The 14,878-nt window shown below is 64.9% G+C and carries 14 protein-coding genes and 1 pseudogene; 6 read left to right on the plus strand and 9 right to left on the minus strand.

All coding sequences use genetic code 11. The annotated features are described in order from the left end of the window. The first annotated feature begins 75 nt into the window (after nt 1-75). Nucleotides 76-1,857 carry a gamma-glutamyltransferase gene (gene ggt, locus KDD17_RS01795; protein WP_212705017.1) on the plus strand — a complete coding sequence of 594 codons (1,782 nt, stop codon included), beginning with the start codon at nt 76-78 and terminating at the stop codon, nt 1,855-1,857. Nucleotides 1,858-1,859: 2 nt separating this feature from the next. Then, complete coding sequence (locus KDD17_RS01800; protein WP_212705018.1) at nt 1,860-3,263, plus strand: FAD-binding oxidoreductase; 1,404 nt, start codon at nt 1,860-1,862, stop codon at nt 3,261-3,263. A 4-nt stretch (nt 3,264-3,267) separates the two neighbouring features. Here KDD17_RS01800 and KDD17_RS01805 read toward each other — a convergent pair whose 3' ends face one another. From KDD17_RS01805 to KDD17_RS01815, 3 genes are all read right to left on the minus strand, one after another. After that, the gene (locus KDD17_RS01805; protein ID WP_212705019.1) at nt 3,268-3,423 is read right to left on the minus strand and encodes a hypothetical protein; all 156 of its coding nucleotides are present in this window, start codon (nt 3,421-3,423) and stop codon (nt 3,268-3,270) included. An 83-nt stretch (nt 3,424-3,506) separates the two neighbouring features. Then, a complete protein-coding gene (locus tag KDD17_RS01810) occupies nt 3,507-3,866 on the minus strand; it encodes a hypothetical protein (RefSeq protein ID WP_212705020.1) in 360 nt (119 codons plus the stop codon). After that, complete coding sequence (locus KDD17_RS01815; RefSeq protein ID WP_212705021.1) at nt 3,847-4,695, minus strand: STING domain-containing protein; 849 nt, start codon at nt 4,693-4,695, stop codon at nt 3,847-3,849. The genes KDD17_RS01810 and KDD17_RS01815 overlap by 20 nt, the downstream gene beginning before the upstream one ends. A 208-nt stretch (nt 4,696-4,903) precedes the next feature. Here KDD17_RS01815 and KDD17_RS01820 point away from each other — a divergent pair, with 208 nt between their 5' ends. Both KDD17_RS01820 and KDD17_RS01825 read left to right on the plus strand, forming a co-directional pair. Further along, nucleotides 4,904-7,399 carry a GcvT family protein gene (locus KDD17_RS01820; protein WP_212705022.1) on the plus strand — a complete coding sequence of 832 codons (2,496 nt, stop codon included), beginning with the start codon at nt 4,904-4,906 and terminating at the stop codon, nt 7,397-7,399. Next, nucleotides 7,362-7,850, plus strand: coding sequence for a hypothetical protein (locus KDD17_RS01825; RefSeq protein ID WP_212705023.1), 489 nt, complete (start codon nt 7,362-7,364; stop codon nt 7,848-7,850). Before KDD17_RS01820 ends, KDD17_RS01825 begins: the two co-directional genes overlap by 38 nt. On the opposite strand, the pseudogene KDD17_RS19205 reads toward KDD17_RS01825, so the two are convergent. The 5 genes and pseudogenes from KDD17_RS19205 to KDD17_RS01850 form a co-directional block, all read right to left on the minus strand. After that, nucleotides 7,847-8,637: pseudogene (locus KDD17_RS19205) on the minus strand (glycoside hydrolase family 25 protein). The gene KDD17_RS01825 and the pseudogene KDD17_RS19205 overlap by 4 nt on opposite strands. Further along, on the minus strand, nt 8,634-9,284 hold the full coding sequence (locus KDD17_RS01835) for a DUF938 domain-containing protein (RefSeq protein ID WP_212705024.1): 651 nt from the start codon (nt 9,282-9,284) through the stop codon (nt 8,634-8,636). The pseudogene KDD17_RS19205 and the gene KDD17_RS01835 overlap by 4 nt, the downstream one beginning before the upstream one ends. Continuing rightward, nucleotides 9,281-10,357 (minus strand): NAD(P)/FAD-dependent oxidoreductase, encoded by a 1,077-nt coding sequence (locus KDD17_RS01840; RefSeq protein WP_212705025.1) that lies wholly within the window; start codon nt 10,355-10,357, stop codon nt 9,281-9,283. Before KDD17_RS01840 ends, KDD17_RS01835 begins: the two co-directional genes overlap by 4 nt. Then, nucleotides 10,354-11,286: an aldo/keto reductase gene (locus tag KDD17_RS01845; protein WP_212705026.1), complete on the minus strand. Its 933-nt coding sequence runs from the start codon at nt 11,284-11,286 to the stop codon at nt 10,354-10,356. Before KDD17_RS01845 ends, KDD17_RS01840 begins: the two co-directional genes overlap by 4 nt. Before the next feature lie 69 nt (nt 11,287-11,355). Beyond that, nucleotides 11,356-11,964: a glutathione S-transferase family protein gene (locus tag KDD17_RS01850; RefSeq protein ID WP_212705027.1), complete on the minus strand. Its 609-nt coding sequence runs from the start codon at nt 11,962-11,964 to the stop codon at nt 11,356-11,358. Nucleotides 11,965-12,036: 72 nt separating this feature from the next. On the opposite strand from KDD17_RS01850, the gene KDD17_RS01855 reads away from it, so the two are divergent. Then, nucleotides 12,037-12,432 (plus strand): ectoine synthase, encoded by a 396-nt coding sequence (locus KDD17_RS01855; RefSeq protein ID WP_212705028.1) that lies wholly within the window; start codon nt 12,037-12,039, stop codon nt 12,430-12,432. Between the two features lie 53 nt (nt 12,433-12,485). Next, complete coding sequence (locus KDD17_RS01860; RefSeq protein ID WP_212705029.1) at nt 12,486-13,265, plus strand: HalD/BesD family halogenase; 780 nt, start codon at nt 12,486-12,488, stop codon at nt 13,263-13,265. Here KDD17_RS01860 and KDD17_RS01865 read toward each other — a convergent pair. Continuing rightward, nucleotides 13,262-14,872: an FAD-dependent oxidoreductase gene (locus KDD17_RS01865; RefSeq protein WP_212705030.1), complete on the minus strand. Its 1,611-nt coding sequence runs from the start codon at nt 14,870-14,872 to the stop codon at nt 13,262-13,264. The two genes, KDD17_RS01860 and KDD17_RS01865, sit on opposite strands and share 4 nt — an antisense overlap. Nucleotides 14,873-14,878: the final 6 nt, after the last annotated feature.

Below are 14,878 nucleotides of genomic sequence, written 5' to 3' on the forward strand. Positions count from 1 at the left end.
TCTGGCACGGGCGGATCTGCGTATTTTTGGCACAATGAAGCGGGTGCCGCCGCGAGAACCGAAAGGGAGAGCGAGATGACACGATTTACGATGACGGTAGTGGCGATGGTGCTGGCGGGGACCGCGGGCGCGCAGCAGGCTGCGGATGCGGTGGATCCCGAGGCCGCGAGCAGCGGCGGGTTCGAGGCGCTTTCGCCCGAGATCGCGGCGGCGCTGGAGGCCAAGGCGGCGGGGACATCCGTGGTATCCGATACATGGATGGTTGCAGCTGCCAATCCCCACGCTGTGCAGGCCGGCGCCGATGTGCTGGCTGCGGGCGGTACGGCGGCGGACGCGCTGGTCGCCGTGCAGGTCATGTTGGGGCTGGTGGAGCCGCAAAGCTCAGGCCTTGGCGGCGGGGCGTTCTTGGTCTGGTACGATGCGGCGACAGGGCAGCTGACCACCATCGACGGGCGCGAGACCGCGCCGCTGGCCGCGACGCCGCGGCTGTTTCAGGACGCGACCGGGGAGCCGTTGGGATTTTTCGATGCGGTGGTCGGCGGGCGTTCGGTTGGAACGCCGGGCACGCCTGCGTTGCTGGCCGAGGTGCACAATCGCTGGGGCACGAAGGATTGGCCGACATTGCTGAAACCCGCCATGGATCTGGCGGAGGCCGGTTTCACCGTCAGCCCGCGTCTGGCGCAGCTGGTGGCGGGTGACGCGGAGCGGCTGGCAAGTTCGGATATTACGGCCGAATACTTCATGCCCGGTGGCACGCCCGTGCAGGCGGGTGATACGTTGGTCAACCTGCCTTATGCAGAGACGCTGGGGACGTTGGCCGCCGAGGGGGTTGGTGCATTCTACGCGGGCGATCTGGCCCGCGCGATTGTTGCCACGGTACAGACGGCGCCTGGCAATCCGGGCGTTCTGTCCGAAGTTGACATGGCGATCTACCAGGTGAAGGAGCGCCCCGCCGTTTGTGCCAGCTACCGCGCACATGAAGTCTGCGGCATGGGTCCGCCGTCGTCGGGGGCGCTGGCCGTGGGCCAGACATTGGGGATGCTGGAGGGGTACGACCTGAGTGCGGGGCCACAGGACGTGACCGTGCGGCGACTGATCGGCGATGCCTCGCGGCTCGCCTTTGCCGACAGGGGCCGCTACGTCGCCGACAGCGATTACGTGCCGGTGCCGGTGCAGGGGATGCTGGAGCCCGCCTATCTGGCCGAACGGGGGGCGCTGCTGGACGGCGATTCGGCGTTGGAAGAGGTTGCCCCGGGCACCCCCGCTTTTGACCATGCGCTCAACTGGGCCGACGATGAGGCGATCGAGCTGCCGTCGACATCGCATATCTCGATCGTGGATGCGGCGGGCAATGTCGCTTCAATGACGACGACCATTGAAAACGGATTTGGCAGCCGTCTGATGGTCGGGGGATTTTTGCTCAATAACGAGCTGACGGACTTCTCCTTCCGCGCGCACAGCGATGGCGTGCCGATTGCCAATCGTGTGGAGCCGGGCAAACGTCCGCGATCCTCCATGTCGCCGACAATCGTGATGAAGGACGACAAACCCGTGATCGCCGTCGGCTCGCCCGGCGGCAGCCGCATCATCGGCTATACCACGCAGGCGATCATCGGCATGATCGACTGGGGCATGAGTCCGCAGGAAGCAGCGGCGATTCCGCACGCGGTCAACCGTTTCGGCACCTATGATGTCGAGGAGGGCACCGATGCCGAGGCGCTGACCGAAGGGCTGACGGCGGCGGGGTTCGAGGTGAATGCCCGTGCGCTGACGTCGGGTCTGCACATCATCGCCATCGGGGACGGTCTGCGGGGCGGTGCAGATCCGCGCCGCGAAGGCATCGCATTGGGGGACTGAGCATGGCAGACGGATCGGCCCTTCCGCGCAACGAGGTGGGCATCAACGCGGCCCTCGGTATCCTCAAACAGCAGTTCGGGGAGCGGTTTCAGACCGGGGCCTCGATCCGTGAGCAACACGGCCACACGACCACGTGGATCGACAATCAGCCGCCCGATGCGGTCGTGTTTGCCCATTCCACGCAGGAGGTGTCGGACATCGTCAAGGTCTGCGCCGCGCACCGTGTGCCGGTCATCCCTTTTGGCACCGGCACTTCGCTGGAGGGGCATGTCAACGCGCCCGCAGGCGGCATCAGTGTGGACGTCAGCCAGATGGACAAGGTGCTGGAGGTCAATGCGGGCGATCTGGATTGCCGGGTGCAACCGGGGGTCACGCGCATGGCGCTCAACGAACATCTGCGCGATCAGGGGCTGTTCTTTCCCATTGATCCGGGTGCAAATGCCAGCATCGGCGGCATGGCCGCCACGCGGGCGTCGGGCACCAACGCGGTGCGCTACGGCACGATGAAGGACAATGTGCTGAGCGTCGAGGCCGTGATGGCCAATGGGGAGATTATCCGCACCGCGTCGCGGGCGCGCAAGACATCGGCGGGCTATGATCTGACACGGCTGATGGTCGGCTCCGAAGGGACGCTGGGGCTGATTACGGAAATCACCCTGCGCCTGCAGGGCATTCCTGAAGCGATTTCTGCGGCAAGTTGCTCGTTCCCGACGATGGAGGCAGCCTGCGAAACGGTCATGGCAGTGATCCAATACGGGCTTCCCGTCGCGCGGATCGAGCTGCTGGATGCGCTGGTCGTGAAGGCGGTCAACAATTACTCGAAGCTCACGCTGAGCGAGACGCCCCTGCTGCTGCTGGAATTCCACGGCTCGGAGGCGGGGGTGGTCGAGCAGGCGGAAACCTTTGGCGAAATTGCGGGTGAGTTTGACGGAACAGGCTACGCCGCGACGACCTCGACCGAGGAGCGCAGCAAGCTGTGGCAGGCGCGCCACGATGCCTATTGGGCGATGCTGGCGCTGCGCCCCGGTTGCAAGGCGGTGGCGACGGATGTTTGCGTGCCGATCTCGCGCCTGGCGGAGGCGGTGACACGCTCCAACGACAAGGCCACCGAGCTGGACCTGATTGCGCCCATTGTCGGGCACGCGGGCGATGGGAATTTCCACGCGTCGCTATTGATTGACATGGGCGACGCGGCAGAGGTTGCGCGCGCGGCGGAATTCGTCAGCTGGCTCAATGATATGGCGATCGAGTTGGGCGGCACCTGCACGGGCGAGCACGGGATAGGGCAAGGCAAACGGCCTTATCTGCGCAAAGAACTCGGCGGTGCGGTCGACGTCATGGGAGCGATCAAACGCGCGCTTGATCCAGACGACATCATGAATCCGGGCAAGATCCTTCCGAGCTGATTGGTCAGGCTGCGTCTGGTTTGTCTGCGTCGGTCTCGCGCCGGGAGAGCGCGTTCAGATAGGCAAGATCTTCGGCGTAGGTCGCTTCCCATTCCGCAAGGGAGCTGTCGGTTGATCCGGAAAACATGCGGGACAGATAGTCTGACAGGGCTTTGATCACGGCGGCCTCCTTTTCCCCAAGGTCCCTTCTTTTCGTTAACAAACCGTTAATCCCGGGCTTTGCGCTCGGTCGCCGCGTGAGGGTCAAGGGCCGAAATGCATCCGTAAAAGCGTCACGTGACGGTGGGCAACCCGTTCGGTCCGGGTAACCGATCCCAGAGGCAGCGCGCGGCCGATCCAGCCGCTGATGCGGGCCTCTCGAGCGGATTTCTGCGCCTCGGACACGGTGGCGTCGCCGAGACTGTGATATTCCAGATAGTCGAGCGGCCAGCCCCCCGACAAGACCATGAAATGATGAATCGCCTTTGGCATTTGCGCATCGCTGAGTGCTCCGGGCATCAGATCCGTGAATCGGCAGGACGGATCGCGCAGGCGCCGGAAAAAGAAGATCGGATCGCCCGGCAGCGTCGCCTTGATGGCGTATTCATCGGTCTGGAGTATCATCAAGGGCTCTTTGCGTACGGGCGATATCGTCTTCGAGGGCGGTGATGGTCGCTTGCAGGTCCTTGGCGAACTGCTCGGTATTGTCCCCGTCGATGAAGACCAGGTTCCCCCATTTTTCGTCGCCGAAAAAATCCACGAGCGAGGCTTTGAACTCGCCGCGCAGCTCCTTGAACCGCCCACGCCACCATTTTTGTCGCGCCACCCGCCCTGCGGGCATATGCGCCTCAAGCTCCAGGATCCTTCTGATCACTTTCATCGTGCTGGGCAGGTCTACGTAAAGCGGCAAGGCGGGATCATCCTTTTTCTGGATGGTGAACACATCCTTGCCAAAAACCTCATCCGTGCGCACGTTCTCAAGGGAAAATCCCATGCGGTTGATGACCACCTTGAGCCGCGCCCAGTAGATGGTCGGGCGTTCGACGAGCTCATAGCTCGGCAGCACGATCACGATCCGGAAATTGGGGTTGTCGGCGGCTATTTTCTGCACGACCCCGCTGAGGTAATTCTCGTAATACCCCCAGGCGAGCGCCTGAACGGAGGTGTTTCGGATGTTGGGAATCTTGAAGATATAGATCGCCGCAATCGAGGCGATCGAGAACAACCCGCCGACGACGATCCCAAAGATGCCGTCATTCTGTGCCAGCTGTCCGATCGACAGCAGAACGGTGCCGAACCAGCCCTCTCCGGTCGCGCGCCGCAGCGCGGCGGCGGCGGCATTGTCCTCTCCCTCAATGGCAATACTGCCCGCAAGCACAAGCAGGATCGCAAGGATCGATGCAAGCCAGAGCGCTTTCCACATCCACCGGCGGGCGCTGAATAATTCTGTCACCGCTGGCTCCAGTCCGGGCTTTGGGCACGCTGGCGCCCAGGCGTTAACAATTTGTTAATCTTTTCCGACACTCCCCCGAAAACCGGACAGGTGCAAGCGGTTGCTCGCGCCACGGCGAGGTCGTTTTTCGCCCTGCACAGTCGCGGTTTGGCGCCGCTGCCGGATACGATCGTCTAAAACACCCCTGACACGAGAGGGAGTCGCGGGCATGAAAACGCAAGTCAAAGCATTGGTTGTTGGCGGGGGCGCCGTGGGCACCTCGATTGCCTATCATCTGGCGGCTGCCGGCTGGGACGACGTGATGCTGCTGGAGCGGGACGAGTTGACGTCGGGCTCCACCTGGCACGCGGCGGGGCTGCTGCCCTATTTCAATATGAGCTATGCGACGACCCACATCCACGACTATTCCATCAAATTCTATAAGACGCTTGAGGAAGAAACCGGGCTGAACGCGGGCTTTGCCGTGGTGGGCAACCTGCGCATGGCGCAGACCGACGAACGCATGGACGAATACATGCTCTATGCCTCCACCGCCGAGACATGCGGCGTGCCCTACCAGTGGATGACCCCCGATGAGATCAAGGCGAAATGGCCGCTGATCCGGACCGAAGACCTCAAGGGCGCGCTCTATCACCAGACGGACGGCTACATTAATCCGGCGGACGTGACGATGGCGATGGCCAAGGGCGCGCGCCAGCGCGGTGTCGCCATTGAGCGCAAGTGGCAGGCGGACGCGTTCCACTGGACCGGCGAGGCGTGGGAAGTCACCTGCACCAAGATGATCGAGCGGGGCGGCAACCTTGTGCCGTCCGACGAGCAGATCGTCATCACCGCCGAGCATGTCGTGACAGCCTCCGGCAACCACGCGCAGCGCACGGCCAGGATGCTGGGGATCAAGATGCCCGCGATCCCCGTGGAGCATCAGTTCATCGTGATGGATCAGGATCCCGAGCTGGTCGCCTACCGCAAGGGCGAAGGCAACGTCGAGCATCCCGTGATCCGCGACGCCGACGCGCAATCTTACGTGCGTGAGGAGCGTGGCGGCTGGATCTTGGGCGTCTACGAGCCGAATGCGCCCGCCCGGTTCGAATACGGCGTGCCCGACAGTTTCCGCGCGGATCTGTTCCAGCTCGATCTCGACCGGATAGAGGATCAATACATGGCGATGAACCACCGCATCCCCTCGGCCGAGAATTGCGGCCTGAAGGATGATTTCAACGGGCCCATCTGCTACACTCCCGACGGCAATCCGCTCGTCGGCCCCGCGCCGGGGTTGCGTAACATGTGGCTGGCCGAGGGGTTCTCCTTCGGCATCACAGCCGCCGGCGGCACCGGCTACTACCTCGCGCAGATGATGGTGAACGGCGAGGCAGAGATCGACATGGCCTCGCTTGATCCGAAACGCTACGGCGACTGGATGACGACCGAATTTGCCGCCCGCAAGAACGAAGAGGCGTATGAGCACGTCTATATCCTGCACCACCCGGATGAGGAGCGCCCCGCCTGCCGGCCCCTGCGCACCTCGCCCGCCTACGACCGTCAGGCCGCGCGCGGCGCGCAGTTCGGCTGGGTGAACGGGTGGGAGCGTCCCAACTATTTTGCGCCCGAGGGGTTCAGCGACCACGATGCACGCTCTTTCCGCCGGGGCGGCTGGTGGCAATACGCCGTCGAGGAGGCCAAGGCCATTCGCGAAGGCGTGGGGCTGATCGACGCGACGGCCTTTACCAAACATCTGGTGCGCGGGCCGGGGGCGACGGCTTTCCTCGATTGGTTCACCTGCAACAAGCTGCCCAGCGTGGGCCGCATCAATCTGACCTATGCGCTGACCGGCGCGGGCACCACGCGCACGGAATACACCATCGTGCGACTGGCCGAGCATGAGTATTATCTGGTGAGCGCGGGCGCCTGGACGGCCTACGACAGTGATTTCCTGCGCAAGGCCATCGAGGACAAGATGCCCGAGCTTGGCTATATCGAGTGTCACGATGTCACGACCCAATGGGGTGTCTTTGCCATCGCCGGGCCCAAATCCCGCGATGTGCTCAAGGCACTGGTCAAGGACGCCGATCCCGAGACTGTGTTGAGCAACAAACGCTTTCCGTGGCTCACAAAACGCGACATCGAGCTGGGCATGTGCCCGGTGCGCGCGATCCGCGTCGCCTATACTGGGGAGCTTGGATGGGAGCTGCACCACCCCATTGAGATGCAGAACTATCTGTTCGACCAACTGGAGAAGGCAGGCGAGCCGCACGGCATGAAGCTGGTGGGTGCGCGTGCGCAGAACTGGCTGCGGCAGGAAAAATCCTACCGCGCGTTCGGCAATGAGCTGGGCCGCGATGCCACCCCGCTGGAGGCCGATCTGCCGCGCTTTGTCGATCTGAACAAGGAGTTTCACGGCAAGCAGGCGATGGCCGATCACGGTATCAACGCGAAATGCGTCACCGTGCTGATCGATGGGCCCGAGGATGCGGATCCCTGGGGGCGCGAGGTGCTCTATCACGGGGAGACCCGCGTAGGGCGCCTGACCTCGGGCGGCTATTCTGTCGCATTCGGGAAATCCATCGGAATGGGCTATGTCTCTCCCGAGGTGGCGGAGGTCGGGACCATGCTGAAGGTCAAGATGTTCGACCGTCTCTACGACGCGCAGATTGTCGAGGACAGCCCGTATGACCCCAAAAACGCCCGCATCCGGGTGGACGGCTAAGCGCCGGTTGGCCCTCGCCGCGCTTGCGCTGGTGGGGGTATTCGCGGCGGGTGTCGCGCTGTCACCGCCGCGCGATCCGGGGGTGGCGGTGATCGGGGATCGCGCGGATGCCCTGCGCGCTGCGCTGGGCGATCTTCCGCAGGGGGATCCGACCGTAACCATCGTCACCATCGCCCGCTGGGATAACCTGCGTCATCTGCCCGACATCGCCGAGACGTGCTGGGATGCCTGTCACAACCGCGTCGCGGGTCATATCACACTGACCCGCATGCGTTTCGGCGCCACGCAAAAGACCGTCGTGTTTCATCTGCCCAGCTTTGGGGGCGACATGGCCTGCATCGCCGCCCGCGCCCGGCAGGAGCTGAGCCGCCTGCGCGCCGATGCGCCCTGTGCGCCGCAGGTCGCCCGCCGGGCGGTCTGGATCCTGCCGATGGGGCTGGGCCGGATCTAGTTCGCCTGACGGGAGGCGAGCCAGCTTTGCCACTCCGCCCGGCTGCCGGAAAAGGCGTTCAGGTCGACCTCGCCCGCGATCCCGTCGATCAGCCCCGTCGCGGAATACTGCCAGAACCGCCAGCTTTGCCCCGGATAGGCTTCGCGCGGGGATTTTGCGGTCGTACGCAGCCAGAACTCATAGCCCGTGAACCGGTCGAGGTTGTTTTCGCGGTAAAAGCGCGGCGTGGTGTAGATGATCGGGCGTTGCCCGTAATGCGCTGTGATGATCCGCAGCCAGCGCCGCATCTCGTCCTGCACAACGGAGGCTTCGGGCCGGCGATGCGCGCAGGTGGGCGAAAACGGGTTCCATTCCATGTCAAGCACCGGGGGCAGGGCGCCCGAGGTGCGCGGCACGTTTTCGATGAACCACTGCGCCTGCACTTCGGGTGCCGTGCAGAAATAGTAGAAATGATAGGCCCGCGCGCCACGCCCGCGCGGCCCGCCCCGCGCCAGTGATCCTTGAACGCGGGATCCAGCAGATCGCCGCCCTCGGTCGCTTTGATAAAGGCGAAATTCACACCATTGGCGCGCGCGCGTTGCCAGTCGATGCTGGTCTGGAAACGTGCGGCGTCGATCCCGTGCACCGGATAGCGTCCGGGGTTCTGGCGCCCGAAATCCACCGGATCGGCGTCGCGGAAATTCGGCGCGACGGGGGCGCCGACGGGGGCCACTGGTCCGCTGTCGCCACCACCACAGGCGGTCAGCAGCGTGAGGGCGATTACAGCGAGGGAGTGGCGCAGGGTCATTCGGATCCTTTCCGGGCGACGAAGGCAAGGTTGTTTGCGGGCATATCCTGCACAAGCGTAAGCGACAGGTCGGCCGCTGTCAGCCGTTCTTTCAGCCACGCATCGTCCTTGTAGCCAATGGAAGGGTCCGCGCCGCGCAATTGCGCGTCAAACCGCGCATCCCCCTGCGACGTCAGAACGCCGTCACGTTTGAAAGGCCCGTAGAGCATCAACGTGCCGCCGGGGCGCAGCGCCTCTGCCGCCTCGCTGATCAGCACGCCTGCCGCCTCATCGGAGATCAGATGCAACAAATTGACGAGGTGGATCATATCGAACGGCTCCCGTTCGCGCGCCCATCCGGGCCGGGTCGCGTCCAGCCTCACGGGCGCGCGCAGATTGGGCAGTCCGGCTTCGTCTGCGTAGGCGGCGATACTGGCGAGCCGATCCGCGTCCACCTCGCTGGGCTGCCAATCGATCTCCGGCAGTGCCTGCGCGAGGGCAACGATATGCTGCCCGGTGCCCGACGCGATTTCCAGCGCGGCCCCGCGCGGGGGCGTGATCTGCTGCATCAGATCTACGATGACTTGCACGTTGCGCGTAGCCGCAGGCGCCACCAGCTTTGCCCCCTGCGCGCCAAAGGCGACGCTCGCACTGGGTGGCAGGCTCACAGCCGCAGCCGGTCGGGCGTCAGGGCCGCCTGCGTTGTGGCGTCAAACCCCGTGTCCCGCCCGTTCACCAGATCAGCGAGCAGTTGCGAGGCTGCGGGCGCTGTCTGGAACCCGTACCCACCCTGACCCGCGCACCAGATGAACGACGGCACCTCCGGATCGCGGCCCAGCACCAGATTGCGATCTGGCGCAAAACTGCGCAGGCCCGCCCATGTGGCGATGGGGCGGGTGACCTCTTCGCTCACCATCTCCTGATAGCGCGCGAGGCCCTCGGCCAGCGTCATGTCGTCCGGGTAGGCGTCGTGGGGGTGCGTCGCATCCTCTTCGGCGGGCGAGACCAGCAGCGCGCCCGCGTCGGGCTTGGCATACCACGCCTCGCCCACGCCAAAGATCATCGGCCAGCCGCTCACGTCATGCCCACCGGGAGCCGCCAGCCGCGCCATCGAGCGTCGGTGTGGCACGATCCCCAGCGGCGTCACTCCCGCAATGCCGGCAACCAGATCCGCCCAGGCGCCCGAAGCGTTGACGATATCCTGCGCGCGGTACTCCTCACCGTTCGCGGTCACGGTCCAGCCCTGCGCGTCCTGCCGGATCTGCGTGACGGCGGCCTTGGTGATGACCTGCCCGCCGTTGCCGCGCAGCGTGCGGGAGAAATCCTGGATCAGCCGGTCGGTATCGATGTCGTAGGCGGCCTCGTGATAGGCCGCCAGACGAACCTCGGGCGCGAGGATCGGAACGTGGCCGCGCGCCTCAGTCATCGAAATCTCCTCCAGCCCCATCGTTGCCACATCGCGCGCGAACGCGTCACGCTCCGCGTCTGTCGCCACGATCATCAGCCCGCGCGCGCTCAGATAGCCGCCTTGGGCCGTGCGGTGATACTCGGCAGAGGCGCGGTTGAGCGCGACGGTGCTGGGCTGTCCATAATTCTGCTCGAACAGCGCGGCGGAGCGCCCCGAGGCATGATAGCCCAGCGCGTCCTCCATCTCGAACAGCGTCACCCGCGCATCTGTCGACAGCCGCGCCGCTGCGGAAATCCCCGCGATCCCGCCCCCTATGACGATGATGTCGCTCATGCTTCCTCCGCCCGGTCGGTAGCCGGTGGCGGTGTCGGTGACAGCGCCGACAGCCGCGCATAAAGCGCATCCGCCATCTCGAAATCCAACGCGGCCAGCGAGGGCGCCAGCTGCGCGGCCGAGCGTGCCGAGATGATCGGAACGGGCCGCGTCGGGTGCCGCGCGGCCCAGGCCACGGCGAGCGTTGCCGGGTGCACGCCCATCTCGCGCGCGATCTGCGACAGCCCCGCCGCCGCCTCGCGCATGAAGGCAAAATCATACCGCGCGGCATAGCGGTCGTCGTCGGTCAGCCGCCCGGTCTCCCCGGCGGCGTATTTCCCTGTCAGCAGCCCGCCGCCCAGCGGCGAATAGGGGGCACACAGCATCCCCATATCCGCCGCCATCGGCAAGATCTCCACCTCCGCCTGCCGCTTGACGAGGTTGTACATCGGCTGGATCAGATCGATGCTCAGATCGAACTGCGCCGCCACCCCGGCGGCTTTCACCGCCTGCCAGGCGGCGTAGTTCGAAATCCCGACGTGCCGGATCACCCCCCGTTCGCGCAGTTGCGCCAGCGTCTCGAACGTCTCCGCCAATGGCGTCCCATCGTCAAAGCGGTGCATGTAAAGCGCATCGATCGTGTCGATCCCCAGCCGTGTGCGCGATGTCTCGACCGAGCTGAGGATATTCGCCCGTGTGGCGCCTCCCTCATACGCGGCCTTCGTCGCGACAAAGAGCCCGTCGCGATGGGGCGCGACCAACGCCCCCAGAATTTTCTCCGATGCCCCGCCCGTATAAACGTGGGCTGTATCGAAATGTGTGATGCCTGCGTCCACGCAGGCCTCGAACATCGCGGCTGAGGCGCTTGCATCCGCCGCGCCGCCGAATTGCATCGTGCCAAAGGTGAGGCGGCTGACGGGTGTGCCGTCAATGCTGGTTAGCTGTTTCATCCCGCATTGCTGCCAAATGCGGGCACGACTGGCAATGCCGGATCGCACCCTTTGCCCCTGCACCCTTTCCTAAATACCTCCCTTTTGGACCGCCCTCTGAAACGCCGCGCGCCCCTCGATCCGGGAGACGAATTCCGCAATCTTGGGATAGTCTCCGGCCGTGCGCAGGCGCATGGCTATCTGCGCAGGAAAGCTCAGCAGGATATCCGCCGCCGTCAGCGCATCGCCTACGAAATAGCCCGACGGACGCAGGCACGCCTCCATATAGCCGAAATGATTGTCGAGCTCGTCGTTGATGCGCGGATGCAGCGGCGCACCGGCCTCGCCCAGACGCCCGACGTAGAGGTTCAGCAGGATTGGTGTCATGGCAGAGCCTTCGGCGAAATGCATCCATTCGAGATAGGCGATGTGATCGTCACTGCCCGCCTGCGGCACCAGATGGGGCGCGTAGCGCGCGCATAGCACCTCGGCAATTGCCGCACTTTCCATGATGATGCGCCCGTCCAGATCCACGACGGGGGATTTGCCCAGCGGATGCAGCGCCTTCAGCACGGGGGGCGCAAGGTTCGTCTGCGCGTCGCGTTCGTGCAGGACGATATCGTAAGGCTCCCCGATCTCTTCGAGAAGCCACAGGATGCGGAGCGAGCGGGACCGGTTCAGGTGATGCACTGTAATCATCGCACAAGCCTACGCCGATTGCACCCGCCTGCCTAGCGGGGCACGCTGTGCGTGACGCAAGGGGAGAGCCGCATGATCATCGCTGACAAGACCGCCCTTCAGGGCACTGCCCGGGACGCAAACGGCCCGGGATGGGAGAGCCTGCGCCTGCTCGTGCGCTCCGACGGCATGGGGTTTTCGATGACCGAAACCCGCGTGCTGCCGGGGGCGACGCTTCGCCTTGAGTACAAGCACCACGTCGAGGCGTGCTATTGCATCGCGGGCGCGGGGCAGGTGGTCGAGACCGCGACAGGCGCCGTGCACGAAATCCGCGCGGGCGTGCTCTATGCGCCCAACGCGCACGACGCCCATGAGGTACGCGTGCCCGAGGGCGGCGATCCGCTGCTCCTTATCTGCGTCTTCTCACCGGCGCTTGAGGGCGACGAGGTGCACGGCCCCGACGGCAGCTATCCCGCGCCGCGCGATTGAGGGCTTGATCGCGGCCCGATTACGCGCAATCTGACCTCACACAGGAGCCCGCCATGACACTCGATCAGATCGTTAACCTTGAACAGCACCCGATCACCGATCCCGGTTACGCCGCTCGCGCGGCCGCCACGCTTGAGGCTGACGGCGCGCTGGTGCTCGAAGGGTTCATTACCGATGCGGCCCTCGCCGCCATGCAAGCCGAGGCGGCGGCGGGACGGGCGGGGGCCTATTTCTGTGCTCAGCAACACTCCGTCTACCTTGCCCCGCGCGACGAAGCGCTGCCCGAGGATCATCCGTTCAACCGGCAGGTCACCTCGTCCAAGGGCTGCATCTGCGACGATGACGTCGCACCCGACAGCCCGCTGCGCGCGCTCTACGAGAGCGATGACTTCCGAAGCTTTGTCAAAGCCGTGACCGGCGAGGCCGAGCTGCACAGCTACGCCGATCCGCTCTCGTCGATCAATATCCACTACGCCGAGCGTGGGCAGGAGCTGGGTTGGCATTTCGACAACTCCTCCTTCGCGATCACGCTGCTCATTCAGAAGCCGGACGCGGGCGCGCGGTTTGAATACGTGAAAAACCTGCGCGATGCGGATGCGGGGGATATGAATACGGACGGTGTGGCTGATCTGCTGGATGGGCGGACCACGCCGCAGCAGCTGGAGATGGATCCCGGCACGCTGGTGCTGTTTCGCGGGCGTAACTCGATCCACCGGGTGTCGCCGAATGAAAGCGACCGGACGCGGATGCTGGCCGTGCTGGCGTATAACAACGCGCCCGGCATTGCGCTGTCTGAAAGCGCGCGCATGACGTTTTACGGACGGCTTGGCTAGGCGTTCACATGCTCCCACACCTGTGAGATGACAACCGACCCTTCGCCCACGGCGGAGGCCACGCGCTTGACCGAAGTCGCGCGCACGTCGCCCACGGCAAAGACACCGGGGCAGGAGGTGGCGAATTGGCTGTCGCCGCCTGCCGCTGCACCGGTTTTGACAAATCCCTTGTCATCCAGCGCACATAATTCCGACAGCCAACCGGTATTTGGCGCCGCCCCCACCATGATGAATGCGGCGGGGCAGTCGAGCAGCCAATCCTCGCCGTCGCGGTCCATGCGCACCTGCGTCATCGCCTCGTCGCCTTTGAGTTCGCTGATCTGGGTGCGGTAGTGGATGGTGATGCGCGGATCCGCCTCCAGCCGCGAGGACAGGTAGTCCGACATCGACGCGGCAAGGCTGTCACCGCGCACCAGAAGATGCACGTGGCGGGCGGTGCGCGACAGATACATCGCCGCTTGTCCCGCAGAGTTCCCACCGCCCACGATCACCACCTCCGCGTTCTTGCAATAGCGTGCCTCCATCTCGGTCGCGGCATAGTAGATGCCTTGCCCCTCGAAATCCTCCAGCCGGTCTAGCGGCAGGCGCCGGTACTGCACGCCCGTGGCCACCACCAGGCCCCGCGCGCACAGCTGCTGATCGGTATCGAGCGTGACGCAAAAAATGCCGTCCTCGCGCCGCTCCAAGGCCGTGGCGCGGCGCGGGCGCACGAAGCGCGTGCCGAATTTCATCGCCTGCACTTCGCCGCGCCAGACCAGATCGGCGCCCGAGATCCCGGTGGGAAAGCCCATGTAATTCTCGATCCGGCTCGACGTGCCGGCCTGTCCGCCCACGGCGATATCCTCGACCAGCACGGCGCTCAGCCCCTCGGCGCCGGCATAGACGCCCGCCGCCACGCCCGCTGGCCCGCCGCCGACGATCACCACATCGACGACCGTACCGTCCTCGACCTCCTGCGCGAGGCCCAGCAGGGCCGCGACGCGCGCGGGCGTCGGATCCTCGATCACCGTGTCCTTGCCAAAGATCACCGCCGGTTCGTGCCCCGACAGATCGCAGGCCGCGCCCGCCGCGCTGGCATTGGGCGATCCTGCCTCCATCGTCTGGAACGGAATGCGGTTGCGGCTGGCGAACTCTGCAATGCGGCGGATGTTGCGGTCCACGTCGACGCCGATGAGCTTGAGCGAGGTATCGTTATCCTCGATCTGCCGCCGCCTGCGCGCGGCAAAGACGGTGATGACGATATCCGACATCTCGGGGATGCGCGCCATCGCTGCCAGCATCGCGGGACGCGGCACGGCGATCACCCGGCAATCGGCATAGGCGCGCATCGGCAGGGTATAGCTGCCGCCGCCAAGAAACGCGATCTCGCCCACGAATTGCGTGGGGCCGAGGCGGTCGGGCCTATAGGCGTTGCGGGTGTAGGGATCGACCAGCTCGATCTCGCCCTCCAGCAGATACAGGAACCTGTCCATCGGATCGCCCACTTCGGCAATCATATCGCCCTTGGCGTAGCTGACGATTTCGCCGATGCGGTGCAGCTCTTCGACGTGGGCGTCGTGCAGCGGGGTGCGGATCATCTGACGCAGATCGGGGGCGAGACTGTCCATGGGGCG

Source organism: Sulfitobacter albidus (assembly GCF_018200035.1).
Classification (GTDB): domain Bacteria; phylum Pseudomonadota; class Alphaproteobacteria; order Rhodobacterales; family Rhodobacteraceae; genus Sulfitobacter; species Sulfitobacter albidus.

Excerpts from the sequence above, each read along its gene's own strand:
- KDD17_RS01860 (WP_212705029.1), top strand. The coding sequence starts at position 12,486 with ATGACACTCGATCAGATCGTTAACCTTGAACAGCACCCGATCACCGAT.
- KDD17_RS01810 (WP_212705020.1), bottom strand. The coding sequence starts at position 3,866 with ATGATACTCCAGACCGATGAATACGCCATCAAGGCGACGCTGCCGGGC.
- KDD17_RS01865 (WP_212705030.1), bottom strand. The coding sequence starts at position 14,872 with ATGGACAGTCTCGCCCCCGATCTGCGTCAGATGATCCGCACCCCGCTG.
- KDD17_RS01800 (WP_212705018.1), top strand. The coding sequence starts at position 1,860 with ATGGCAGACGGATCGGCCCTTCCGCGCAACGAGGTGGGCATCAACGCG.
- ggt (WP_212705017.1), top strand. The coding sequence starts at position 76 with ATGACACGATTTACGATGACGGTAGTGGCGATGGTGCTGGCGGGGACC.
- KDD17_RS01855 (WP_212705028.1), top strand. The coding sequence starts at position 12,037 with ATGATCATCGCTGACAAGACCGCCCTTCAGGGCACTGCCCGGGACGCA.
- KDD17_RS01820 (WP_212705022.1), top strand. The coding sequence starts at position 4,904 with ATGAAAACGCAAGTCAAAGCATTGGTTGTTGGCGGGGGCGCCGTGGGC.
- KDD17_RS01845 (WP_212705026.1), bottom strand. The coding sequence starts at position 11,286 with ATGAAACAGCTAACCAGCATTGACGGCACACCCGTCAGCCGCCTCACC.
- KDD17_RS01840 (WP_212705025.1), bottom strand. The coding sequence starts at position 10,357 with ATGAGCGACATCATCGTCATAGGGGGCGGGATCGCGGGGATTTCCGCA.
- KDD17_RS01850 (WP_212705027.1), bottom strand. The coding sequence starts at position 11,964 with ATGATTACAGTGCATCACCTGAACCGGTCCCGCTCGCTCCGCATCCTG.
- KDD17_RS01825 (WP_212705023.1), top strand. The coding sequence starts at position 7,362 with ATGACCCCAAAAACGCCCGCATCCGGGTGGACGGCTAAGCGCCGGTTG.